Source organism: Kyrpidia spormannii, from assembly GCF_002804065.1.
GTDB classification, from domain to species: domain Bacteria; phylum Bacillota; class Bacilli; order Kyrpidiales; family Kyrpidiaceae; genus Kyrpidia; species Kyrpidia spormannii.
On record NZ_CP024955.1, the window covers coordinates 1,165,052 to 1,188,599 of the forward strand.

The 23,548-nt window shown below is 54.1% G+C and carries 22 protein-coding genes, 1 pseudogene and 1 riboswitch; of the genes and pseudogenes, 18 read left to right on the forward strand and 5 right to left on the reverse strand.

The genetic code is table 11. From position 1 onward, the window contains the following. Nucleotides 1-38: 38 nt before the first annotated feature. Nucleotides 39-122: riboswitch (cyclic di-GMP riboswitch) on the reverse strand. Between the two features lie 668 nt (nt 123-790). After that, a complete protein-coding gene (locus CVV65_RS16535; RefSeq protein ID WP_133121238.1) occupies nt 791-1,186 on the reverse strand; it encodes a hypothetical protein in 396 nt (131 codons plus the stop codon). 534 nt (nt 1,187-1,720) lie between these two features. Between CVV65_RS16535 and CVV65_RS05790 the strand changes: the two genes are divergently transcribed. After that, a complete protein-coding gene (locus tag CVV65_RS05790; RefSeq protein WP_100667345.1) occupies nt 1,721-2,020 on the forward strand; it encodes a transposase in 300 nt (99 codons plus the stop codon). 147 nt (nt 2,021-2,167) lie between these two features. Here CVV65_RS05790 and CVV65_RS05795 read toward each other — a convergent pair whose 3' ends face one another. From CVV65_RS05795 to CVV65_RS05810, 4 genes are all read right to left on the reverse strand, one after another. Next, entirely contained in the window at nt 2,168-3,253 is a 1,086-nt protein-coding gene (locus CVV65_RS05795; protein WP_100667346.1) for an ankyrin repeat domain-containing protein, read from the reverse strand. Nucleotides 3,254-3,494: 241 nt separating this feature from the next. Continuing rightward, nucleotides 3,495-3,794 (reverse strand): IS3 family transposase, encoded by a 300-nt coding sequence (locus CVV65_RS17420; protein WP_100667347.1) that lies wholly within the window; start codon nt 3,792-3,794, stop codon nt 3,495-3,497. Nucleotides 3,795-4,051: 257 nt separating this feature from the next. Further along, nucleotides 4,052-4,681, reverse strand: a complete 630-nt coding sequence (locus CVV65_RS05805; protein WP_100667348.1) for a hypothetical protein — start codon at nt 4,679-4,681, stop codon at nt 4,052-4,054. Nucleotides 4,682-4,862: 181 nt separating this feature from the next. After that, entirely contained in the window at nt 4,863-5,327 is a 465-nt protein-coding gene (locus CVV65_RS05810; protein ID WP_232796719.1) for an ExeA family protein, read from the reverse strand. 189 nt (nt 5,328-5,516) lie between these two features. Here CVV65_RS05810 and CVV65_RS17425 point away from each other — a divergent pair, with 189 nt between their 5' ends. The 17 genes and pseudogenes from CVV65_RS17425 (at nt 5,517) to CVV65_RS05895 (ending at nt 23,542) form a co-directional block, all read left to right on the forward strand. Further along, on the forward strand, nt 5,517-5,831 hold the full coding sequence (locus tag CVV65_RS17425; protein WP_198592139.1) for a hypothetical protein: 315 nt from the start codon (nt 5,517-5,519) through the stop codon (nt 5,829-5,831). Between the two features lie 88 nt (nt 5,832-5,919). Next, entirely contained in the window at nt 5,920-6,309 is a 390-nt protein-coding gene (locus tag CVV65_RS05820; RefSeq protein ID WP_232796763.1) for a GntR family transcriptional regulator, read from the forward strand. Further along, nucleotides 6,310-7,059: an ATP-binding cassette domain-containing protein gene (locus tag CVV65_RS05825; RefSeq protein ID WP_100667349.1), complete on the forward strand. Its 750-nt coding sequence runs from the start codon at nt 6,310-6,312 to the stop codon at nt 7,057-7,059. Further along, nucleotides 7,056-8,612 carry a hypothetical protein gene (locus CVV65_RS05830; protein ID WP_100667350.1) on the forward strand — a complete coding sequence of 519 codons (1,557 nt, stop codon included), beginning with the start codon at nt 7,056-7,058 and terminating at the stop codon, nt 8,610-8,612. Before CVV65_RS05825 ends, CVV65_RS05830 begins: the two co-directional genes overlap by 4 nt. Before the next feature lie 310 nt (nt 8,613-8,922). Beyond that, a complete protein-coding gene (locus tag CVV65_RS05835) occupies nt 8,923-9,687 on the forward strand; it encodes an ABC transporter ATP-binding protein (RefSeq protein ID WP_157935401.1) in 765 nt (254 codons plus the stop codon). Then, nucleotides 9,684-10,889 (forward strand): hypothetical protein, encoded by a 1,206-nt coding sequence (locus CVV65_RS05840; RefSeq protein ID WP_100667352.1) that lies wholly within the window; start codon nt 9,684-9,686, stop codon nt 10,887-10,889. The genes CVV65_RS05835 and CVV65_RS05840 overlap by 4 nt, the downstream gene beginning before the upstream one ends. 143 nt (nt 10,890-11,032) lie before the next feature. Next, nucleotides 11,033-11,266, forward strand: a complete 234-nt coding sequence (locus CVV65_RS05845; protein WP_100667353.1) for a hypothetical protein — start codon at nt 11,033-11,035, stop codon at nt 11,264-11,266. Nucleotides 11,267-11,927: 661 nt separating this feature from the next. Then, the gene (locus tag CVV65_RS05850; RefSeq protein ID WP_232796720.1) at nt 11,928-13,229 is read left to right on the forward strand and encodes an IS256 family transposase; all 1,302 of its coding nucleotides are present in this window, start codon (nt 11,928-11,930) and stop codon (nt 13,227-13,229) included. A gap of 349 nt (nt 13,230-13,578) precedes the next feature. Next, a complete protein-coding gene (locus CVV65_RS05855; protein ID WP_100667354.1) occupies nt 13,579-14,109 on the forward strand; it encodes a type 1 glutamine amidotransferase domain-containing protein in 531 nt (176 codons plus the stop codon). Between the two features lie 555 nt (nt 14,110-14,664). Further along, entirely contained in the window at nt 14,665-15,228 is a 564-nt protein-coding gene (locus CVV65_RS05865; RefSeq protein ID WP_269148840.1) for a metal-dependent hydrolase, read from the forward strand. Nucleotides 15,229-15,349: 121 nt separating this feature from the next. Further along, the gene (locus CVV65_RS16715; RefSeq protein ID WP_157935402.1) at nt 15,350-15,493 is read left to right on the forward strand and encodes a hypothetical protein; all 144 of its coding nucleotides are present in this window, start codon (nt 15,350-15,352) and stop codon (nt 15,491-15,493) included. Between the two features lie 3 nt (nt 15,494-15,496). Continuing rightward, a complete protein-coding gene (locus CVV65_RS05870) occupies nt 15,497-16,096 on the forward strand; it encodes a TcpE family conjugal transfer membrane protein (RefSeq protein WP_100667357.1) in 600 nt (199 codons plus the stop codon). 226 nt (nt 16,097-16,322) lie between these two features. Further along, a complete protein-coding gene (locus tag CVV65_RS05875; RefSeq protein ID WP_100667358.1) occupies nt 16,323-17,276 on the forward strand; it encodes a 3-hydroxyacyl-CoA dehydrogenase family protein in 954 nt (317 codons plus the stop codon). Nucleotides 17,277-17,333: 57 nt separating this feature from the next. Further along, nucleotides 17,334-18,413: pseudogene (locus CVV65_RS05880) on the forward strand (acyl-CoA dehydrogenase family protein). 133 nt (nt 18,414-18,546) lie between these two features. Then, nucleotides 18,547-20,001 carry an IS21 family transposase gene (gene istA / locus CVV65_RS05885; RefSeq protein ID WP_157935348.1) on the forward strand — a complete coding sequence of 485 codons (1,455 nt, stop codon included), beginning with the start codon at nt 18,547-18,549 and terminating at the stop codon, nt 19,999-20,001. A gap of 15 nt (nt 20,002-20,016) precedes the next feature. After that, nucleotides 20,017-20,775, forward strand: coding sequence for an IS21-like element helper ATPase IstB (gene istB, locus CVV65_RS05890; protein WP_100666831.1), 759 nt, complete (start codon nt 20,017-20,019; stop codon nt 20,773-20,775). 589 nt (nt 20,776-21,364) lie between these two features. Continuing rightward, nucleotides 21,365-23,542 (forward strand): hydantoinase B/oxoprolinase family protein, encoded by a 2,178-nt coding sequence (locus CVV65_RS05895; protein ID WP_100667359.1) that lies wholly within the window; start codon nt 21,365-21,367, stop codon nt 23,540-23,542. Nucleotides 23,543-23,548 lie beyond the last annotated feature (6 nt).

The following is a 23,548-nucleotide window of genomic DNA, read 5'->3' on the forward strand; positions in this document are numbered from 1 at the left end:
AGGTATTTGGGACCACAAAAAACGGCCAATATCCCCCGAAGGACATTGGCCGGTTGCGCTACTGGCTCCAAACTGTCCAAGCGCCCAATTTCAGACAGTCTTTCATTGCCTCCAACCATATAGGATGTATAAGATTGGTCCACACATCCAGCTAGCTTCATGTTTACTCTATAGTGACAATCTTGGTCAATCAAGGTACGCCATTCTTCACATCGACGAATATTTATAGAAGAAATTGTGAAATATTTTTGAAGACAATGCCTCCGAGGGCTCGCTTTCGTCTTTAGTCGGGCAAGTTTCTGTTCCGTTTCATAAAGGGGGGTCGCGGAGGGATGGATCATCAAAGTTAGCCCATTGATTCCGCACATGATAAGGTCTGGTTGGTTGATGCACTCTATCGGATCAAAGCCAGGAGGAATCGTGAAGCCGGATGAGGAATGGTGTGGAGCCATCGGGGGAATGCGCCTTACAAAGAGGTTGAGGAGATTCGGCGGGAGGCGTTGGACTGAAAAGGGGGATTGTTCGTGAGTGTCCTCCGCTTTTGATGCGGCGGTGTCGTGCCTTGGAGCCAAGCAAGTCGGCCGGCCCAGTGCTGTTCTCACGGAGATGGCCCGGAATCTCATTGCCGGGATGAACAACATTCCGTACGTCGCATTCTCTACATGGCCTCGGCGGGCATGGATGGGGAGCTGCCGGGCATCGGCGGTCGGCTGAGGATGGTTTTTTCGCGCAATGTCTTCCTGGGATAGGCGCAAGATGTGTGGGACCGACTCTGAGGTTGTGCTTTCATTTAACAGGGGATTTGGTGTGCTTGACAAAAACAATCTGCCGCCGGATTAAGCGGTTCAGGAAGGGCACCTACTTGCTGATGGCCATGCAAAAGGTCATCTTCGTAAGACTGAAGTTTTGCGAGGTCATTAGAAATATGAGAGGATAGTTCGTCGATGGAGTTAGGGTTACCTTTCTTCGTTAAAACGGAATACAGTTGTTTACAATTCTCATCTAGGTAACTCAGATTTGCTCTTAAATCCAGAGCTAATGCCCGGAGTTCAGGATTATCCACTGCAGGATTATCTGTTCCGAGCCAAATAGAACCCATCGTCGAGCCATTCACTTGTACATCTGCCGCTATTCCCATTGCTGCCGTAAGATCAAACGCAACACTATCGGTGTAACCTTCTTGCATTAAAGACTTCGCATTGCTCCAGTTGATTTGTGAAAATTTAGAAGGATGCTGGTCGATGGTTGGATATGCTTACGCCTATTATATGATGTATTACGAAAAACGTCAATTTTTCTAATTCAGGGATTACAGGTAAAAAATTGAACTACGTCTCTTATACTTTCGTACGAGCCTTCCAACTACTGACACTGGGTTGGTCGGATGGCAACTCGTTTGTGCCTTTATGCTTTTCCCTGTTGAGTTCTGAACACGAGGACACAGGCTGTGCAGCGTTACCGAATCCGTCGACAAGTGCACCTGTGGGTACAAGCGGGGCAGGAGCCCCTGCGGAAAGCCACGGAGGTCATCTTCGAACTGCTGGCACAGGCTCAGGACTTGGGCATCTCAGCAAAGTACCTGTTGTTCGATAGCTGGTTCGCATACCCATCGACGATTACGCAGGCCGCGCGCCGTTCTCCGCACGTCGTGTGTATGCTGAAGAATATGGCTGGTGCCCGCCAAGATCGTGTTCGTCCGAGATCGAGGTCGTTCCTGTAGATGGCTAACGCTCCTGTGTACCGACACCCGCCTGGCCGACGAAGAGAAGAGATCGTTCAGATCTACGGTAAGCGATGGGACATCGAGACGTTCTTCAAGGCCAGTAAGTCCTATCTGAGACTGGCGAAAGAACTCCAGGGGCGCACGTATGACAAAATGTTTACACATACAACCATCGTTTTCGTCCGCTATATCATCTTGTCCGTGACTTCCAGAAACGGCCAGGATCCTCGAACTATTGGCGGTCTGTTGTACGATTGCTGTAATGAACTGGACGACTTCCGGTTTATAAAAGACTGAGACTTATTTTGGAGTGACTCAGAGTCGCCCAATATGGGATAGTCACCCAGGAACAAGACATGATTGAGCAGATTGTATAGCGATTCATCGACCATTTACTCAATACAATCAAACCAAAGCTGGCTTGCTGAGGGTGCGAAGCTCGAGTTAATTATTAGAATTAGCGGATGTGCTAAATTGAATCAACAATTTTCCTATCGCCGAATTTGGATCAATTCCCGACATCGCCGAAAGTCCACTCGTATTCTTGAGATTTGGATTTGCTCCGGCGTTCAATAAAAGCTTAACCATTTCTAGATCATTCGCGAACACAGCAAAGGACAATGCTGTGTCTCCGCTGGCATCCTGAACATTTGGATTTGCCCCGTGTTCCAATAAAATCCTTGCTATTTCATTGTAGGCCTGCGTATTAGCGTGTGGGTTAGCAGCTGAGTGCGCACAATCAATAAGAGGAGTTGCCCCGCTTGAATCTGTTACATTAGGATCGGCACCTTGGCTGAGCAAAGCTTTTACCAGTTCCACATTTCCGGAACCAGCTGCTATCTGCAAGTCTGTTAAAGGTTTTTTAGAATTCGTGGGGGTGGCGGAAGAGTCTTCGTTTGTTAAGCTATCCCGACTTTGCACAGAACTAAACTTCACTAGTTCTACAAATTTTACATATTGATGGTTATTTTTGTCTTTAATTTCTTTAAGAATTAATCCAACATGAGGTGCGTAATAAGATTTGTTGAAAACCTTATCGTTTCCAAACTTGACCTCACTTGTGACCTCAATGCAGTTATTAAATGTTCCAGCTTTTACAGTGATGGTTTTATTGATGCCAGTAATTGTGTCGGTCTCTGACGGTTCAGCAGTCCACTGTGAAGTGTTAGCTAAAATAATTTTCTGGTTATTGCTTGTTCCAATGAGAGAATTACTAACTCCAATTTGGATAATCTCGTTTCTGTTGACAGCATAAGCGACTTGTCTATCTCCAACATTTGCGGCCTGTCCTGTTGCAGTAGTCAAGATAACAAACTTATTCTGTGACACCTGATGAGTGATGTTTGTTTCTTCGACAACTACATTGTTACTTGGGGCATTGTATGTATCATAGGTCGCTGTCGAAGAGTCTTCCGGAAAGTAAGATCCAACATCCAGATTCTTCAAATCTGCGTTCGATATGGCCGAATTGCCACAACCGCTAAGTAACAAAAAAAACGGCATCAAAAGTGGTGAAATTCTATACTTCACACCCTATCCCTCCTCAACTGAGGTAACCCCACTGTCAAGACATTTTTTCGGCTGTTCTTGAGGTTTGTTGCTTTGCTGCATTCTAGATATAGACCCCGGACCTATTCCAGTTCCGAAGCTATGGTAAATCCTTTTTTGGCGGGAAACCCTCTTTGCGTTCCTTGGATGCCAAATACAGTGGCCGAGTGATTATAGAATGTCAGGCTCGAGGACAAAGTCGAGGTATAAAGTCTGATACAACTCATACCTGACCACGCCGGGTATACCAGTCTAGAACTGCGACCAGAACATCCAACCACTGGCCATCCGGATATATGTGATGTCGGTGCCCATTAGATGATTTGGACTCAATCTTCATGCCGCGCAAGAGATACGGGTAGACCCGGTGTGCTTGAGAACGTTGGCTTGGATTTGGGCCCGGTGTGATCCCGGCGATTCCCATTTCTCGCATATGACGCTGGACGGCCTTTCGATTCACGGGCCAGTGTTCGTTGCGTAATATCACCGCCATTCGCCCCAAGCCGAAAGAAGTGTATTGCACGGATTGTCGCCAATTCGATCCTGTTGCTTGCGCCCCATCTAGTGAGATGGGCTGGCCGGTCTGTAATAGAGCCAGGATCGGCTCAAACCCAGAAGCTTAGCCAGAACGGCCGGCAGGAAATCACCTTTGTGAAATCGACCAGCACCGGCCTTTCTTCCAGACTGGGCGCGGGAAGCTTGTTTTCCAGCCAAGTCCATCGTCCAGTCACACGGCGAATCCCCAGATATAACCGTTGAATCTGGCCCATTGTAAATCAGTCATGAATCACTAACACACAATTTGTAGATTGATACTAACTCATCAATGAGTTCCGGATGATACAGAGCATAGCTAGGATGGTAATACCCCTTGCCTTCCGGATGTTTCTTTCCAAAACATGGGATATTAGCATGCGAGATGAGTTCTAGCCATCTGTCCTTTACGGCGCGCAGTTCAACCGGAAATGACTCTTCGTCACACCCCCATCCCAACAAGATCCAGGGGTGTTTCTTTAACTCTTGTTTGTCGACAAGGGATGATGTTGGGTCATAGTACCCGGTTTCCACAAGGCTTTTAAACTCCTCGAAGGCACTTGATGATGAAGTTTGCTGAATGGAGAACAAATTGTAGATGTAAAACCGTCCGTCTGGTTCGGACGGCTTAAAAATCTGTTCTACAAAACGAATGAGTTGATTCATGGTATGATCGAGTCGAATCTCTCCCCGTACTTCGCCGTTAAAGTTCAACTTATCTTTATTATGTGAGTCGATTAAATCTGCCGACCCTGGATTAAGCAGTAGACAACTTCCTATTGATACCTTTGATGTCGCCCACTGGATGTACGCTGCAGTCCTACACGTATGAGTCCCATTTTTTATGAACACTCCATAAGCTCTCGGCTTATCCATCTGCTCCCCCCCTTTTTACAATGTCGATTGAACACTCATCACCATTACGGATTAATTATCTCGGGAACTCAGGCTTTAGTCAAATTGTCCAAGATGTTGAGGGGAAAGCACGTTCGTGTGGAAGAGTATCCCATCCCCTCATCCTACTGATTATCTGACTGCAGATCTTTATAGCATTACCTCAATAAAGTACACATCGGGAACCTTCGAGTTTGCTCAGTGGATTGGATATGTGGGACCCTTGCCAATCATTCTTGCTGTTGCTTTCTTTGGCCACCACGCGCCGAATCATGTGATCATCAATGATGCGGTGGCCATTTTGGGCGCCGTAAATCAGCGCATGTGTGCACACTTTGTTCACCAGCCGCGCCGCCCCGCCCGAGAATCGATCGATTTCATCCATCGCCTTATCCGAGAAAATCTCGTGCTGCGCTCCCGCATAGGTGAGGTGACAGCGGATGTACTCACCGACCTGGGCCCGGTCGTAATGGGGCAGCCTGCACTGCACGTCGATCCGCCCGCGGATCGCAGCGTATGCCTGCAAATGTAACCGCTCCTGCAGTTCGCTCTGACCCACCAAAATCAGGGCCATGGGACTTTGCGCGTCCATCTTGAAGTTCAGCAGAAACCGGACTTCCTCGAGCATCTCGCGATCCTATCTGGTGGGGGTCAATTTTCACTGACGATCTGGGGTCCATTTTCAGGGTATATCAACACCCTTTTCCTTTCCCAGACTTATGGACATTGTATCCGTCAATTTCTGGACCGGCAATCCCGTCAGCATTCGGCCATTATGGAATAGCGGTAACACATCACGTCTGGGGAGGTGCCAGTCATGAGGGAGAGTGAGAAGATGGAAATCAGGAAGCTGTATGAGGAGGGCGTCAGCATCTCGCAACTGGCCAGAAGATACGGCCATGACCGCAAAACCATCCGCAAGGCTGTGAGTGAACCTAGGCAGCAGGAGGAGGGGATGGTGAAGTCGCGCGGCCGGAGGGTGAAAGGCCAGAAGCTGGAGCCATACAAGGCCTATGTGGAGCAGCGCATGTGTATCGGCGTCCTCAATGCGGAGCGAATCTTTGGCGAGATCCGGGAGCAAGGATATAGGCGGCATTACCATACTGCGCGGGCCTCGCATGTTTGTACTTGACATGCATGGTGTGTTATCATACAATCCATCATGCAGATTGTATGGTTTGAAATCGTACACTCCATGCAAAGGAGGCGGTCAGTTGGAGGTGGACGTCGCCCTGGAGATTTTGAAATTCCCTGTGGATCCCTCCCGGCCGCTGTATGAACAGTTTGTGGAACGGATCCGGGCCGCGATTGCCCGGGGAGACCTTGAGCCCGGTGCGCGCCTCCCTTCGGTCAGGGAGTTGGCCGCGGCGATCCGGGTCAATCCGACGACGATTCAGCGCACCTATCAGGAATTGGAACGGGAACGGCTGATTGTCTCCTTCCGGGGCCAGGGCACGTTCGTGACCCGGGATGCCGGGGCGGTCGAGGCCAGCCGGAGGGCCTTGGCCCGGGAAGCGGTGGTGCGGCTTCGGGAGACGGCGCAGTCCCTGGGTCTGACCGTTCAACAACTGATCGACCTTGCCCATGCCGAGACGGAGGAGGATGAGTAAATGGATGGGAAGATGACGCTGTCGGCACCAGGGCCAACAGGAACAACTCCGGCGGACCGGCCCGCAGTGGTCTGCCGCGGGGTGTTCATGAAGATCCGAAACAAGGAGATCCTCCACGACGTCACCTTCCGCGTGGATCAAGGGCAGATCGTTGGGCTTCTCGGGCCCAACGGGGCGGGAAAATCCACTCTCCTGCGCCTGGTGGCCGGGCTGACGCCGCCCACCGCCGGCACGGTGGAGCTGTTCGGGGAGTCGGCCGGGGTGTCGACGCTGCGTTACCTTGCCTTTTTACCCGACCGGGGGAAAATGCCCGGATGGGTCACGGTGGGGGAGTGGCTCCGCTTTGCCCGGGACATCTATCCGGATTGGGACTCCGGCCATGCGGAGGAACTGGCCGAATTTCTCAAGGTCAGGCGTACCGCCCGCATGTCCACACTCTCCCGGGGCGAAGAGGCCCGGGTCCAGCTTTTGACCTGCCTGGCCCGGCGGTCGCCCCTGGTGGTCCTGGACGAACCCTGTGCCGGGGTGGACATGATTTCCCGGGAGCAGATCGCCTCCTCGGTGATCTCCGATTTTGCCGGCGGTTCCCGCACCTTCATCATCGCTACCCACGACATTCGGGAGATGGAAAATCTCTTTAATCAAATCATCCTTATCGGCGACGGCCGAATTCTTGGAGTTGAGGATGTGGAGGCCCTGCGGGCCCGCGGTCAGTCGGTGGAATCCCGGTACCGGGAGGTTTTTTCATGAAGGATATCTTGGCCCTTGCCGATCTGGAATTCAGTCGGTTTCGAATGTGGATGCCTTTTGCCCCGGGGAGTCGGCCGAGAGTGTTCATGTTGAATCAGGCCGTTTTTTTGCTGATCAGCTTGTGGTTCTTTCGTGGCTGGACGGACCTGGGTCAACTGTACGCCGAATGGACGATCTTTCATCTTTTCGCAGTGATCATCTTCAGCGGGTCTCTATGGTCCACATCGGGGGGAATCGAGTGGTGGCTCACGATTCCGCGCCCGCGCATGCACCTGGTGTTGGGCAGGGCCCTAGGATGCCTACGGATGGGGTTGCACCTAGCCCTTTACATGGAAGCGACGGTGATCCTGCATTACGCGACGGCGTTTTTTCTTCACTGGGTTCCAGGCACATCAGTGTCCCAATTCGCCGTGGTGGCGGCTACCTTTACCATGCTGGATTTGGTGGCGCTGTTTCCCGCCGTGGGGGTGGGCCTGATTCGCGTGGTGTTTTCCAGGGGATGGGCCCGGGTGGGCGGGTTCATTTACTTCATCCTTCTGTACTTCATCCTTCTGTTCGGATTGTTTAACGGAGGGAACGTTTTCAATCAACTGTGGAATGGCGCACCACTCGTTTCCAAATACTTGATGATCATTCTGGGGATCGCGGTGATCGGCTGGCCGCTGTCGTGGTTCCTGGTTCGCCTTACGGCCGGAGTGGGTCTCTGTCGATTGGGGGACATGCGTTTGGCCGAAACCGGGTGGGGATTCCGGCTGCAGACGTCGGCAGCACCGGCCGGGACCTGGGAGGTTCGCGCGAGCCGTTCTCCTTTTTGGAGTCTGTTTTCGCTGGAGCGGGCCCGGCAGCGATGGTGGGGCGCCGGGGCCCCGCCGCTGTACCGGTGGCTCTTCGCCGCGGCGATGGCCGGTGCGGCGGTGGAGGGCTATGTCCTGATGGGCAGGCAGGAGATCTGGCTTCACGGACCGTCGTTTGTCGGCGCCGGGGTGTACGCTTACGCCATCTTTCGGGTGGTCGGGTTTCCCACCGAACCTTTCAGGCAGGGGTGGGGATCCTGGTGGCTGGCCATCCCCCGTCCCCGGTGGATGCTCTTGGCCGCGAGGGGGTTGGCGGTGTGGACCACCCTGGTCGAGCTAATGTCCCTCGCTCTGATGAGCCTGGGGATCGGGATCACGATACGCGGGATGATCGGCGGGTCCTGGGCTTCCCTTGCCGACGGGTGGCGGAGCATCGGAGAAATCTGGCTGGTCATCACCCTGTTGTTCACGCTGAATTTACTCTTGTTACAGATCACTCCCGCACTTTTTCGACATCGGGTGTTGAGTGTGTTCTTGGTGCTGCTATATGCTTCGGTGTACGGAGAATTCGGATGGCTGGTCAAGTGGACAGTCGCGGGCGGACAGGGGCCGGGGCTTTGGCATAGGCTCGGGATGTTGGCCGGAATCGGACTTCCCCTTGGGCTTTTATGTTTCTGGATCGGAAGCCGGTCCCTCAATCAGTTGATGCTCATGGAAGATGTTTGGTGCAGGGTTGAGCGGTTACAAAGGCAAACCTGATTGTAAAGTCAGCCTTTAGTTCACAGCCTTTTTCGATGTTCCTTTGTCCCCGAAGCTTCAGCACGAATCCCATCGGTGTGTTGAGTTCGACATGCCGAAGCGGATCGCCGAAGTGCGCCGATTTATGGCCGGGGTGAACCCCATGTTTTTCCCATTCACCGGAGGTAGCCCGTGGGTATCGGCCCGTGAGCGGCCGCCTGAGTTTACCCCATTTGCAATTGTGTGCCCGGATTTACAGTTGTTTGTTCGGAAGATCCCTGGAATTCTCGGGGGGAGAATCGAAGGCGGTAATCCGAGGAGGGGTTTTACGATGTCCGCAATCTTGTCGGTGGCCGATCTCTCCGTCGCCCGAGGCGGGACGACCATTGTCCGCAAGGCCTGTTTCGACATCCGGGCCGGTGAGATCCTCGGACTTATCGGCCCTAACGGTGCGGGGAAAAGTACACTGATCGGCGGGTTGCTGGGTTACTATCCGATCAGCGGCGGGACGGTCAACTTCCGGGAATGGACGTTCGGCGCCGGCAAAGACATACCGTTCGAGGTCAAGCAAAGGTGGGCCTATATTCCCGAACAGCCGATGTACTATGCCGATCTCACCTTGGCAGAGCACCTGGAATGGAAAATGCGGTTGCGGGAGATGTCGTCCGCACAGGATGAGGCGGTGCGCGACCGCCTGGCAACCTTGATTCAGCGGTTTCAACTTGAGCCCCATCTGGTGAAGTTTCCTCACCAATGTTCAAAGGGAACGCTTCAGAAAATGATGGTCGTCTCGGCGTTCATGTTTCCCTTTGACGTGCTCCTGGTGGACGAGCCGTTTATCGGGCTGGATGTGATCGCCATTCGCCAACTTCGCGAGCTGTTCGAGTCAGCGCGGCAGGGCGGTGCAGCCATCCTCATTTCGACCCATGTGTTGGATTCGGCCGAACGGATGTGCCGGCGGTTCGGTTTTATGGCGGACGGGGAAGTTTTCGCCGTTGGCTCCCTGGCGGAATTGCGGGTCGTCCATGGGGATGATGCGGCGACTTTGGAGGATTTGTTCATTGCTTTTCTCCATAAAAGGGTGGTCGCGGAGTGAAGCGGATTGCGTTGCTGGCGGTGTGGACGGGTCGCCGAATGCGCTCCTGGTGGAAAGTACGGCTCCAGGTCTTGCGCCTGGTCTCCGACTGGGTGACGACGCTGTACTTGCTCATTCCCGGAACGATCTTTGCCGTTTGGTGGTTGGGACGATATTACCGAGGTGATCTAACGTCAGGCTTGACGGCGGATACCGAGTTATGGCTCGGGGTTCCTTTCCGCATCGTCGTGGCTGTGGCGATGTTCGTGGTCATGATGGCGGTTCACGTGATGTTGTATGGAAGTCTTCCGATTCCTCTAGAGAGCGGAGACCGCTTGTTCCTGTTGCTGTCCCCGGTGCGGCGGTCATGGCTGCTGGCGACCTTGTGGGTTGAAGGGTTGATTTTCAGTCTTATGCCGGTCGCGGTGATCGGGATCCTATCCGTTCCCTTCGTCCGGATTTGCCGGATTCCCCTGGACACTTGGTTTGGAATGCTGGTCTTGTTGTCAGGGTATGAAGCGGTCATTCGAATCGCAAGTCAACTGTTGAATGATCGCGATCGCATGACCTGGCAACAATGGATCGCGTACCATGCCGGCCGGTACCTGTCATACCTCCCCGTGGGCATCGGTTTGACGCGGCAGATCCTCGGCCGGCCGGGCGCCGGGTGGGGGGTGCTTCTTGGTGTGGGTGGCACGGTGTCGGCATTGGCGGTTAGGTACATCTCCCGGACGGAGTGGGATGGTTTGTTTCAAGTGCGGCAAAGTTTCCTCGTCTCCGCAGTGTTGCCGGCCGATCCCGACGCCGTCTCGAACATTCAATTTCGGATGCGCCGGATTTCCGCATGGCTTGTCCGATGGACCGAGAATCTGTTTCACCGGCAAATGCACCCGGTGATCTGGATCCTTTTACTCCGGACACTGCGGCGGAAAGGTATGCTTCGCGATCTCATGTTTTTTACCGTTGTCGCGACCGGCACCCTGACGATCGGCTCGCAAGCCTGGATCAAATGGATCTATTTTGGCTTTTGTGTGTTCTTGTTTTACGAGTGGTGGGGCATCCGCATTCATCCCTTGTATGAGGTCCCGATCACACAACAACAAATCGTAGATCCGTGGTCGTTGCGCGTGGCGGCGGCGCGCTGGCGCAGCCGGGTCGTGGTGGGTATCGGTGTTGCATGGGTGATTCTCTGGGCGCTGTTACGCAGGTACTTTCACCATTGATAGAAAGCGGGAAATTCTGGACTGCGAGTGCTCCACGAATAACGTTCCGATACAAATTTATACTGGATTCTATTTTAATTGCCGACGGCGTCGACCGACGTATTTTTCTCCCGCTCCCCCTTACTAATGAAAGGGGTTTTTTGTTGAGAAAGTTGACCAGTGTTTTTCTCTGGATCCTTCTCACCCTGGGCGCCCTCGGCGGCGTCGGCACTGTCGCCCGGATGCTCGCCCCGGCCCAGGCGGACACGGCGGGGCCGCGGATGACCACCAGGTGTCGGCGATCGCCCTCCACCGGCCAAGGTCTGGCTGACCCTGCACAAAGGGGAGTCGGCCGACGAGCGAAAGGCGGACGTTGCCGACCTCTGGCCGGGGTTTGAACCCCAGGGCTGGACGCCGCCTGTTCAAGACCAAACGCCGCGGGAAATGTACGTGCGGGACGTGTCCCGGTCCGGTCCGGGCTTCGCTGAGGCCTCGGTAGACGCTTGGTGTGACGTGTCGGACGGGCAGAAGACCCGGAGCCGTCATCTGGTCCTCAACGGGCCAGTTCTGCGGGTTGACACGGGGGACGTGACCACGGCGCCGCCGACGATCTTGCCGCCGCTGGCCCTGGGGCTTGCAACGGCAGAAACCGGCTTCCACAGCCAAGGACGCGCAGCAGGACGTGTACGACATGGCCACGCCGTTCGTGAGTGATTTCTTACGGACGTTTCTCACGTCCTCGAACCCCGCTGATTTGGCCAACATGGCAGCGGCGGGGATCACGCTTCAACCAATGGGCGGAGGCAGTGTTGCCGGAGCCGTTTTTGGTGGATTTCCTGAAAGACGATAAAGGGCATTTGGAGGTTGCAAAGGTGGGGTTGCACTAAGTCGATTTGTTGGTTCCGTGCTGTTGATTGGTGCAATGGGGGGTAGGGAAGACAACCACGGCCCGGTTGCTGGAGGCGTTGTCCCAGGTTTCGTGGAAATTTGAAGGTGGCGGTCTCCTGAACCCGTTTGGTATAACGGGATTGGGCACAACAAGAAAGGAGAACGCCACCTATGAAATCAAGGGTACATCAAATTGTGAGAAATGACCAGAGCCTTTTTTCGACACTAGATCCTTCTCAGCAGTTCACCCTCCAACTGTCGCTACTGGACGTGATGGAGAGCGCGAAAGAGGGACTCATGGCCTTGGCGGTTCAAACCGGGCTTCGAGTGATTCAACTCATGATGCGAGAGGAAGTCGAAGCTTTGGTGGGCCCCAAAGGGAAACACAATCCAAAGCGCAAGGCTGTGCGACACGGAAAGGAAAAGGGCTCCGTGATGCTTGGGGGCCGGAAGGTGGCTGTGGAAAAAGTTCGGGTACGCAGCGTCGACGGTCATGAAATCCCGCTGGAGACCTACCAGGCTTTTCAGGATCCAACGCTGCTGACCCAGGCCGCGTTGGAGCGGATGATTCATGGCTTGTCGACCCGAAACTATGCGTTTGGTCTTGAGCCGGTCGGAAACGAGGTGGAAACCTCCGGCACGAGCAAGAGCGCCGTTAGCCGGCGTTTCATTGCCGCCACGAAGAAGCTGCTCGAAAAACTCATGCAGCGGCGCCTGGACGACCGCCGGTACGTGGCGCTAGTTATTGACGGGATCGTCATGGCGGACCACACCGTAGTGGCGGCATTAGGGATTGACGTAGGGGGACAGAAGCAGATCCTGGGCGTCTGGGAGGGAGCGACAGAGAATGCGACAGTGTGTAAAGGACTGCTGACCGATCTTGTGGACCGGGGACTGAAACCCGATGATGGGATCCTGGTCGTCATCGACGGGAGTAAGGCTTTGCGTGCCGCAGTACGGGACGTGTTTGGAGAGACGGCATTGGTTCAGCGGTGTCAGGTGCACAAGGAGCGCAATGTCCTGGAGCATCTGCCGGAGAAACAGCGAGATTGGGTCAAGAGGCAATTGCGGGAGGCCTGGCGCCAGGAGACCGAAAAAGAGGCACTGGCGGCCCTGCGGCGCTTGGCGGCACAACTTGAGAAGGCGTATCCAGGAGCAGCAGCCAGTTTGCGCGAGGGGATGGAAGAGACCGTGACCGTGATCCGGCTGGGAGTTCCGGAACTGCTTCGGGGAACTCTGCGCTCGACGAATGCGATCGAATCAGCCAATGAGAAGGTGCGGATGGTGAGTCGGAACGTCAAGCGCTGGCAGAATGGGGAACAGGTTCTGCGCTGGGCGGCTGCAGGATTTTTGGAGGCGGAGAAAAAGTTCAGGACCGTCAAGGGATTTCGCCAAATCCCTCTGCTCCTTGATGCATTACACAAATGTGTACATCCTCAACCACAGCAGGAAAACAAATCCATCACCGCGTAAATTGAAGAAAAAGGCCGTCACGAAAATCCACGACGACCGGGACAACCTCTTGCTGGAACAGGAGTACGGTTACAGTGCTACTTGTTGGCCGAGCCAGTGCGGCGGGTACTGAGATTGTCTTCCCGTGGCTGGCCTCTGAGCCGAAAGCGGTGCGGAGGATCTATCTTCAGCGCACGGGGCGGCGCGCCGGAGGGCAGCTTCATGGTGAAGGCGCCACACGTGGCGAGCACGTTCAAGATGTTGCTTGGCGTACACAAGTGTATCGCAGGCCACGAATTTAAGGGCAGATCGGCGGGCAGTCTAAAGGACGACGTGGAAATATCCGTGATGAAGGGGGTATACAGGAGAGATGAAGAGAGTTGCCTTTCTGTTGGCGAATGATTACGAGGACTCCGAAATAAAAACACCGTACGAAGCCATCAAAAGTGCGGGTTACGAAACAGTGATTGTTGGGTTGAAGAAGGGCGAACAACTTGTAGGCAAGAACAGGCAAGCGAGGTATACGGTTGATGCATCGATTGACGAAGTGCGAGCAGACCAGTTTGACGCGGTTGTCATTCCGGGCGGCTCGTCACCGGAAAACCTGCGGCTGAATCAACAGGTACTACAGTTCGTGAAAGACATGGATCGGCAAGGCAAAGTGATCGCAGCAATTTGCCATGGACCGCAAATTTTGATCAGCGCAGGTCTTACCAAAGGTAAGAAGATGACCTGCTACCCTCCCTTAAGGGATGACTTGATTAACGCAGGCGCGACATACGTCGATCAAGAGGTAGTCGTTGACGGCAACTATATTACGTCGCGTATGCCGGCTGACGAACCGGCGTTCATCCGCGAAACGCTGAGCAAACTGCGCACGCCAGTCAGTCAACCTTCATGACGGACGTTTTGACAGCAGAGCCAGGTAACCCCTCGGCGAGAGCAGGAAACCTTGGCAGTCATGGGATATGGACTCAGTGAAGAATTGCCATTCGGCTTCCACTGCGGCCCGCTGTCGCGGCGAGCTCTGCAAACACCAATGCCGTGATAGCATGCATGGTATGGACGCTAAGAAGGGGCGTGTTCGCGCCCCGCGTTTCTTTTTCCCCCTACATGAAAAAGTCCGTTGTGCAGGAAGCCGGATTCAGTCATGATGTCGTCCTCATGCGCTCTGCCTTCCGGATGGCAACCACATTTGCGAACACTATTCGTTTATGCCGTGCAGGTGTATTCTAGTCGATCACGGGTACTGATCACCCTGCTCCCGGATGGTATCCTGTACCACCTGCTTACTCGCCTGCATTGCCGCCCCACGGATTTCCCCTCGCATTAACCTTTCCGGACCCCTGCACACCTGTCGATCAGTCCACGGGACGGTAGGTTTCTCCCGGGCCTCTTTCTTTTTGGAGGGGGTGAGAAGGGGGGACATACAAGACGCATCCATGTCGCCGCTCTGATTGGTGCCGAACTGTGGCTGATGCACGTGCACCAGCCGGTCCTCACGTGGCCCACGGCCGCGGCGCTCCTTGGAGCGTATTTCGCCGGTCCCATTGCCGACGTGGACCAGCCGCAATCCTACGTCGGCCAGCGTGTCTGGCCCCTGGCGGTTCTTCTGAGCGTGGTCGGGATGCGCCACAGGAGGCTGACCCACTCGCTGCTGTTCCTGGCAACGCTATGGGCGCCCCTGCGATTCCTGCCCGTGCCGGACGTCGTGCGCTGGGCGGTCTGGATCGGATATGCCAGTCACCCGGCGATTGACCCCCTGAACGAAGAGGGGGTGGAGCTTCTTTGGCCGTGGAGGTTCCGGGTGAAATTGCTGCCGAACCCGCTGGCCATTCCGGTTGAGTCGTTCCGGGAAACCGTCTTGAGGAGGGTGATGGCGGCCTTCAGCGCGCTCCTGTTTGCCGGCTACGTCCGTCCGGCCCTCAGGCAGGTCCCGTTCGCGGGGCCGGCGTTAGCGGCGGCGTCGGACGGGTTGATCCGGTTGTTTCCGGCGTCCATTCAGGCACTAATCCGTTAAAACGAGGTGATTGCTCAATTGGACCGATTGACAATTTTGTGCATCTCTTGTTAAGCCTAATCCTTTTCGTGATGATGGGTGCCCGGATGCTGCGGATGCTCCACCGTCATGAATACGGCAATTGATTGCCACGATCTTGCTCTTCGGCATCGCCTTCTGGTTCACCACCGACCCCAACAGCATCTTGAATATTTTCAAGTCCATCGTCAGTTCCGCCGGGGGCAAGATCGGCGGTGGCGGCGGAAGCGGCGGGTCGGGGATGTGAGCAATGGCGTACAGAACCTATCGTAACCTGTACCGGATCCGGCCGTCCGTGTCCTCAATAGGCCAGGGGCGGTACCGCCTGCGGTTGCCGAGGGGAGTTCAGATTACGGCGGACACCGTGATCCTGGCGATTGTCCTGTGGATGCCTTCATGGGTCATTGTGGGGCAACTCGTGTCCGCATGGATCCCGCTTCCCTCCTGGTTCCTCGGGGTGTGCGCCGCCGGTCTTATCGGATACCAATTAAGCAAACTGGACCCGGCGGGCAAGACCGTGGTGGCATTCTTGTGGGATCTCGCGAAATACCTGACGCGCCCGAAGGTGCATGACGGTTGGGATGCCAGGCCAAGCCCGAAGGGGCGGCCGGAGCCGGTCTCGTGGCGGGCGAAGGTCGCGCTCGTCGAGGACAGCCGGGTGGGAGCCTTCCCGGCAAGGGGGGTGACGCAGTTGGAGTTGCGGGTGGCGGCGAACGTCCGGGTGAAAAAGGGAGTGGTGAAAGTGCAACACAGAGGGAAGAGGCTGGTGCCGCGGTGGTACGAGGTGACGGAGGATGGGCGTGTGCTGGCAAAGAGGCTGACACCGAAGTTCTGCAAGTCGAAATCGTAAAAGTGGGAAATCAGTCATGCTATATGTCTTGACATATCCAAGAAATTATTGCTATGATTCCGTATATGAAATAGTATATCTCTATTTGAAACTGCGATGTTAATTGGCGGATGATCGGATAAGAAGAAATATCCTGGTTTTTGATAAAAGTTTGTTTAATAAAATTCTTGCTATGATTGTGATGAGCCGAGTAGTGATTAGGGTTTTGTGAAAGGAGAGCTAGAAAGTGCGGGATGTAAAACGGATCGGTATAGTAGGAACTGGTACGATGGGGGAGGGGATTGCTTATCAGGCAATAATGAACGAATTTGAAGCATGGCTATATGACGTTCAGGTGGAGACTCTGGAACAAGCAGTCGAGAAAATCGCAAGATTGGTTAAACAGCAGAGTGACAGAGGCCGAATCTTAGGGGATCTTGCAAATATACTGGAACGGTTAAGAACTGTAGGCGTTCTCGGGGATCTGTGCTCCTGCGATTTTATCATTGAGGCGGTGACCGAGGATCTTGCGGTGAAACACAGTGTGTTTCAGGAACTGGACGCGGTGTGCGCCCCGGACGTGGTATTGGCGACTAACACCTCGGCCAAAAGCATCACCGAGATCTCTGCCGCAGCCACCAGACCGGAACGGGTGGTGGGCATGCATTTTTTCAACCCCGTCCACCGCATGGAGTTGGTGGAGGTGGTCCAGGGGCTGGAGTCTGCCGACTGGGCGGTGGAACAAACCGAGGCCGTTGGCCGCCGCTTGGGCAAGGAGACGATTCGGGTGAACGAGCGCCCAGGGGTTGTCACCAGTCGGATCAGTGCCTTGGTCGGCAATGAGGCGTTCTATATGTTGATGGAAGGCGTCAGTTCGGCGGAGGAGATCGACAAGGCTATTAAGCAGGGATTGCATTTTCCCATGGGTCCCTTTGAGCTTGGTGATTTGGTGGGCTGGGATACCCGGCTTCATGTGCTGGAATACCTCCATCAGAGCCTCGGGGAAAAATTCCGCCCGTGTCCTCTGTTGGTTCAGTACGTGCGTGCCGGCCGGTTGGGGAAGAAGGTCGGCCGGGGGGTGTACGAGTACGACGAGCAGGGGCGCAGGATACCCGGCTCCGCCAGCAGCTTGAGACGTCGTGATGGGGCGCCGGGGGATGGAAGAAACCGGGGCCGGGCCGGGGTGCACTCGGACGAGTGACGGCCAATCGGCGGTGTGAAAGGCCGAGGGACTGATGTAAACAAGGGGATTGTTGTAGTGGATGTGGAACTGTCGAAGGAGATCGAACAATTCCGACTCGTGGTCCGGGATTTTGTCAATCGGGTCGTGGAACCGGCGGCCGGCGTCATCGAAGATGAGGACCGCATTCCTGAGGAGCTGGTGCAACAGGCCAAACAGCTGGGGCTTTTCGGACTGTCGATTCCTGGCGGCTTCGGCCTCAACATGACCGAGAAATGTGTGATCCTTGAGGAGCTGGGCAAGACCCACAACGGGTTCACCAGCTTTATCGGGGCCCACAGCGGGATCGGAAGCGTCGGAATCATTGAACTCGGCAACGAGGAACAACGCTTGACGTTTCTGCCGGCCATGGCGGCAGGGGAGAAGATCGGGGCCTTCGCCCTCACCGAACCCGAAGCCGGTTCCGATGCGGCTAATCTGCGGACCACGGCGGTCCGCAAGCGAGACCGGTGTATTCTGAATGGCATAAAGCATTTTATCACCAACGGTCCTGAGGCAGACGTCGTGACGGTCATGGCGGTGACCGATCCATCCAAGGGGATTCGCGGCATTACTTCTTTCTTGGTCGAGGCGGGTTTCCCGGGATTTCGCAAAGGACTGGCGGATCGCAAAATGGGTCTTCGGGGTTCCCACATCTGCGAGCTGTTTTTTGAGGATTGCTAGGTACCGGTGGAAAATCGACTAGGGGAGGAAGGGGAAGGATATGTCAATGCCCTGAAAATCCTCACGAACGGCCGGGCGTCTCTCGGGGCGCGGTGTCTGGGGTCCTGCGAAAAACTGTTGGAGTTGTCCACCGATCAGGCACTTCAGCGGGTGCAATTCGGCAAACCGATCATTGGGAATCAGGCCGTGGCACACATGCTCGCCGACATGGCCGTAGAGATCGAAACCCTGAGAAGCGTCTTGTATCGGGTGACCGCCATGGTCGACCGGGGGGAGAACACGATCAAAGAGTCGGCTATTGTCAAACTTTACGCCTCGGAGGTCTATAACCGGATCGCCGACCGGGCGGTACAAATCTTCGGTGGGATGGGGTACATGCGGGAGGTGCCGGTGGAACGGTTTTACCGGGATGCCCGGATTACCCGGATTTACTAGGGAACGTCAGAAATTCAGCGCAATATCTGTTGATATACACTGAAAATGGACCCCAGATCGTCAGTGAAAATTGACCCCCACCAGATAGACTGGTACGCTCCTACTAATCTGAGTGGGAGCGGGGGAGAAAGGGTTGATCTCTATCGAGGATTGGACTGCGATTCGAGCACTCCATGCCCGCGGTGTCAGTATTAAGGCGATTGCGCGGCAACTGGGAATTTCGCGCAACACTGTGCGTCGTGCCTTGCGGGGAGACGATCCACCCAAGTATGTGCGAAAGAAGCCGTCGGCTCGGGCAACAGACCCATTCCTGGAGCACATTCGACAGATGTACGTGGAAAAACAATTGATCGGAACACGAATCTATGCGGAGTTGCAGAAGATGGGGTACCAAGGTTCACTTTCTGCGGTTCACCGGTGTCTGCAGCGGCTGAAGAAAGAACAGCCGCACACCGAAGTGCGGGTTCAGCGGATGGAGACGGCTCCAGGTGAACAAGCCCAGTTCGACTGGTCGGAGTACTCAGTAAAGATAGGAGGCAAGGAGGTCAAGGTATACGCGTACCGTTACATTCTCAGTTATAGTCGAATGCGATACACGCACTTTGCGCTGAATCAAACGCTGGAGACGGTCCTGGAAGCTCTGGAGTGCGGGATTCGCCACTTTGGCGGTGTGCCTGAGAGGGTGCTGATCGACAATGCCGGTCAAATGGTCGTGGATCATCGGCCGGATGGAGCTGTACGGTACCACCCGGAATTTCTCAAGGTCATGGGACTGTACCGGATGGACCCGTATGCATGCGCCCCGTACCGCGCCCAAACGAAGGGGAAAGTGGAACGGGCCTTCTATATGCTGGAACAGCATTTCCTCAAAGGGACGGAGTTCAAAGACTTTGAGGACCTCATTACCCAAGGGAAGTCCTTTGACGAATCGGAGAATCAGCGGGTGCACCGCCGGTTGGGACAAACCCCGTTGGAGCGGTTTGAGGCGGACCGGGCGGCTTTACGGCCCCTCCCCGAGCGCAGGTATGTCGACAGTGTGCGCGTCTTGCGCCGCGTCAGCAGAGACGGATACATCTCCGTCGATCACGTGGAATACTCGGTCCCGCCCTCCTACCTCGGCCGGGAGGTGTGGGTGACGCAACCCAGGGGGGCATATGTCGAGATGTACGGCCCAGACGGCACCTTCTTGTGTCGGCACGTCAAATCGAGAGACACCGGCTCGATCCACACGCTGCCCGAACACCAGGCGCCTCACCGGGAGCGTGTCTCGGTTCGTCAGCGATTCTGCGAGGTGTTTCCCAGCGGTGCGGCATTCTACCAAGGGCTCACCCGTCGGTATGCCCACAACGCTCGGTACCATGCCGCCCGCATCCTGGACATGCGCAGCACCTATAGCGACGAGTCTATTGAAATGGCCCTGAAGGAGGCCTTGGCTTACGGAGCCACGGACGAGAAGGTCGTGTTGAAACTGCTGGCCAACTACCCGACAAAACCGGCCGCCTCTTCGAGAAACGTCGAGGTCCAGGCGTTATCTCGGCGCGCCGACACCATTCGCCCGTTGTCCTACTACAGTCAACTGTTGCATTAACAAGGGGGAGTTCCCGTGACCGAAGATGCGATGGAGACCCTGAAACAACATCTCAAAACGCTCCAACTGCCGTATATGCGGGAGGTGGTGGAACGGGAAATTGAGAACGCGGTGAAAATGAAGCTGACTTACCAAGCTTTTCTCACGCGGCTCGTGGAAGCGGAAGTGTTGCAGAAGACCAACCGGTCCATTGCCACGAAGATTCATCTGGCGCGATTCCCGCGGATCTGTACATTGGAGGAGTTCGATTTCTCGTTTCAACCTTCGCTCCATGCCGCGGAGATTCGGGAATTGGGAGAACTCGGCTTTATCCACCGAAAAGAAAACGTTATTTTCCTAGGTCCTCCAGGGGTTGGAAAAACGCACTTAGCGATTGCCCTTGGGGTCAAAGCGTGCACGGCCAGACTCCGGGTCGCGTTTTTCACCGCCTCTGAACTGGCGGATCTCTTGTATGCCAGTTTAGCGGATCGTTCCACGCCCCAAAAGCTGGCGTCGCTGAGCCGCTACCACCTGCTGATCATCGACGAGTTGGGCTACATGCCCATGGACAAGCAACGGGCGAACCTCTTTTTCCAGCTCGTCAGCAAGCGCTATGAGACGGGATCAATCATCCTGACGACCAACATGCCTTTTGACGAGTGGGACAAGGTGTTTGGCGATACAATTGCTTCTGCCGCCATCATTGATCGTCTGGTGCATCACAGTCACATTTTTCACATTCAGGGTCACAGTTACCGGATGAAGGACAAGCTCAAGGCCGATGCCTCCGCCTAATCACCAGCCCGGCGGACTTGGTACCCCATGTTGTCCGTGCGTGTGCGACACGCACACGTGGCCGTTGTCCCCTAAGGGCCCCCCATCGGCCCGCAGCCGCGAGGTCAAGGGCGCCCTTGGGCGAGCGAAGCGTCCCTTGACGGAGCGGCCAGGGCCGATACACTCGGCCCGTTGGGACAACGGCCGACGACGATGAACCCTGAGTGACGACACGACATGGCAAGCAATGACTTCCGTTTTCTGAGGGGGGTCAAAATTCAGTGCCAAACCGGGGTCAATTCTACTTGACGATCAACACGCAATATCATTGCGGCACAACTGAAGTGCGAATCTGTCAGAAGTGAAGTTGGGGATAAGATTAAACTATGATGACCGTTATTTTAGAATTTTTTACTTGTAACTATTTGCTTGACAAACAGATAAAGTAACCTATAATTTATAAATAGGAACTAGAGTTTCAAATATGAATACAGTTCCATTGTGACCTTTCATTACTTTAAAAGGGGGTGGAACTTGAGCGGGAATTTGTCACGTGGTCTTATTCTGACTAAACAAAGGATTAAAATGAACTGAAGGGGAGGGTTGGTTTGTGAAAACGTCCTTGCTTGAACTAGTTGAACAACGGGATAGATTGACCGAAGAAACGGGCAAATACTACGGGGTTCATGAGTTAACGCTAAAAGAGAATGATCCGGTTAAATACGAACGTTTTTACTCACGTCTTCATGCAACTATGGTGGCGGCATACGAAGTTTCGCGGTACGTTACGGCGTCTCCCGGCGCACGAGAAATGGGTGAGGTTCTTTGGGGACTACTTACTCCTGAGGGAGATGCGTTGGCGATTTCGGCAGGTTTCTTCAGTCACATTAATTCGGGAAAGTATGCTATTCGTTTTATGGCAGAGCATCACTACGATCAAAATCCCGGTATCCGTGATGGCGATGTTTTCGTTACAGACGATGGCGAGTCAGGTGGCGCCCCACATCCTGGAGATACTTACACTTACGTGCCGATCATGGTTGGAGATGAATTAGTTGCTTGGGCTATGGGAATAAACCATATTATGGAGGCCGGGGCCCCAATTGCTGGTAGCTGGCCGGGGTTTGCTGTGGACACATTTATGGATGGATTTGTTGTACCACCGATCAAGACGGGGGAGAATTTACGCCAATTTACTTGGTGGGAGCAAATGTGGCTACGACGTACCCGTGCGGGGACACTAAACAATCTAGATGACAAGATGCGGCTTGCTGGTTGTGCCATGATCCACAGAGAAATCCATAAAATCATTAGTGAATTCGGTCTTGACTACTATAAGCGTGCCATTCGCGAAATAATTGAAGAAAGTCGGCAGATGATAACAGACAATGTTCGAAGGACCATGGTACCCGGAAGATATGATGGTGCTGCATTCCGAGCTGTTAAGTATAAGGGGTTACAATCAATATGGGAGCATGCGGATAAAGATCAGATTATATCCATACGTCAACGGCTTGTTGTTAATGGTGATGGAACAATAGATGCGTACCATGACGGCAGCTCTCACTGGGACTATCACGCCTGGAATGGATATCCTGGTGGGGCCGACGTAGCCTTTTATCTTAGCATGATTAATAATTTTGCTTATAACACGAAGCCTACCTCTGCCGTATCTTGGGTTATGAAAACCCACTATCCGAAACATTCGATTTACAATCCTGGAGTGAATGTTGCAAGCTTCTCTAATATCTGGGCACAATCAATGGCTCTTAACAGCATAGGTTTTAACTCTGTAAACCGAGGGAGATTCGCAATAGGATATCTTGAAGAATCTTTCCAGGCTGAGGGAGACTGGGAGGGCATCCAAGGAGCGGGGGTACTACCTGATGGTACGCCTTATGGGGTTACAAACTTTGAAAATGTGGGCGGTACTGCCATGGGTGCTTTTTGCTTTCGTGATGGCCAACCTATCGCTTGGGCCGAGTGGACTCAATTGGCTAATATTGGAAACGCAGAGGAATTCGAATACCTGATTCCTGCGACTTTCTATCTGGGGCGCAAGCTTTTGCCGGATTTCTTCGGTCACGGAAAATACCGGGGCGGCCCTGGTCAAGCCATTCTTCATTGGGTAGTACGACCAGGGGAGCTGTACCTAAGTCGTGGTGGAGCGGGTGTGGCTTACTGTACATTTGTGGCCCAAGGTATGAGCGGGGCTTACCCGGCTCCAGCGAATTTTCACATTTCGGCTCGCGGCACAAATATTTATGATCTCATTTCAGCAGGTAAACCAGTACCACGTGATGGAATAGAACTCATCCAAATGGCTGAAGAAGGAACGCTTAAAGTTGATCAACTGGATATTTGGCGCTACGATATGCCACCAATTCGACTTCAAGATGGCGATCTGGTAGCGACATGTAATGGTTCTTCGGGTGGATGGGGCGATCCTATTGAACGTGATCCAAATCTAGTTCTGGATGACGTATGTCAAGGCTGGCTTCAACCCGATACAGCAAAAAAGGTTTATGGGGTGGTATTGGAGAAAACGAATGAGGGTTGGACGATAGACCAAGAGTTAACAACGGTACTACGTAAGAGTATATATAAAAAACGTCTTGACGACAGCGTTCCTTTCGAAGAATTCTGGGAGGAAGAAAGAAATTTACTTCTTACGCATAATATCATTGAGCCTGTGCGGTATATGTACACCCATACAGTTAGTGAAATTTACGATTTCGATAAGGAAGTTAAGGAATTCTGGCAACTACCGGAAGATTTTTCTTGGTGAGAGGAT

What these genes read in the sequence shown, in the direction of transcription:
- CVV65_RS16535 (WP_133121238.1), bottom strand. Translation starts at nt 1,186, where the DNA reads ATGCAAGAAGGTTACACCGATAGTGTTGCGTTTGATCTTACGGCAGCA.
- CVV65_RS05825 (WP_100667349.1), top strand. Translation starts at nt 6,310, where the DNA reads ATGGATGGGAAGATGACGCTGTCGGCACCAGGGCCAACAGGAACAACT.
- CVV65_RS05830 (WP_100667350.1), top strand. Translation starts at nt 7,056, where the DNA reads ATGAAGGATATCTTGGCCCTTGCCGATCTGGAATTCAGTCGGTTTCGA.
- CVV65_RS05870 (WP_100667357.1), top strand. Translation starts at nt 15,497, where the DNA reads ATGGCGTACAGAACCTATCGTAACCTGTACCGGATCCGGCCGTCCGTG.
- CVV65_RS05790 (WP_100667345.1), top strand. Translation starts at nt 1,721, where the DNA reads ATGGCTAACGCTCCTGTGTACCGACACCCGCCTGGCCGACGAAGAGAA.
- CVV65_RS05805 (WP_100667348.1), bottom strand. Translation starts at nt 4,681, where the DNA reads ATGGATAAGCCGAGAGCTTATGGAGTGTTCATAAAAAATGGGACTCAT.
- CVV65_RS05835 (WP_157935401.1), top strand. Translation starts at nt 8,923, where the DNA reads ATGTCCGCAATCTTGTCGGTGGCCGATCTCTCCGTCGCCCGAGGCGGG.
- CVV65_RS05850 (WP_232796720.1), top strand. Translation starts at nt 11,928, where the DNA reads ATGAAATCAAGGGTACATCAAATTGTGAGAAATGACCAGAGCCTTTTT.
- CVV65_RS05855 (WP_100667354.1), top strand. Translation starts at nt 13,579, where the DNA reads ATGAAGAGAGTTGCCTTTCTGTTGGCGAATGATTACGAGGACTCCGAA.
- CVV65_RS17425 (WP_198592139.1), top strand. Translation starts at nt 5,517, where the DNA reads ATGAGGGAGAGTGAGAAGATGGAAATCAGGAAGCTGTATGAGGAGGGC.
- CVV65_RS05810 (WP_232796719.1), bottom strand. Translation starts at nt 5,327, where the DNA reads ATGCTCGAGGAAGTCCGGTTTCTGCTGAACTTCAAGATGGACGCGCAA.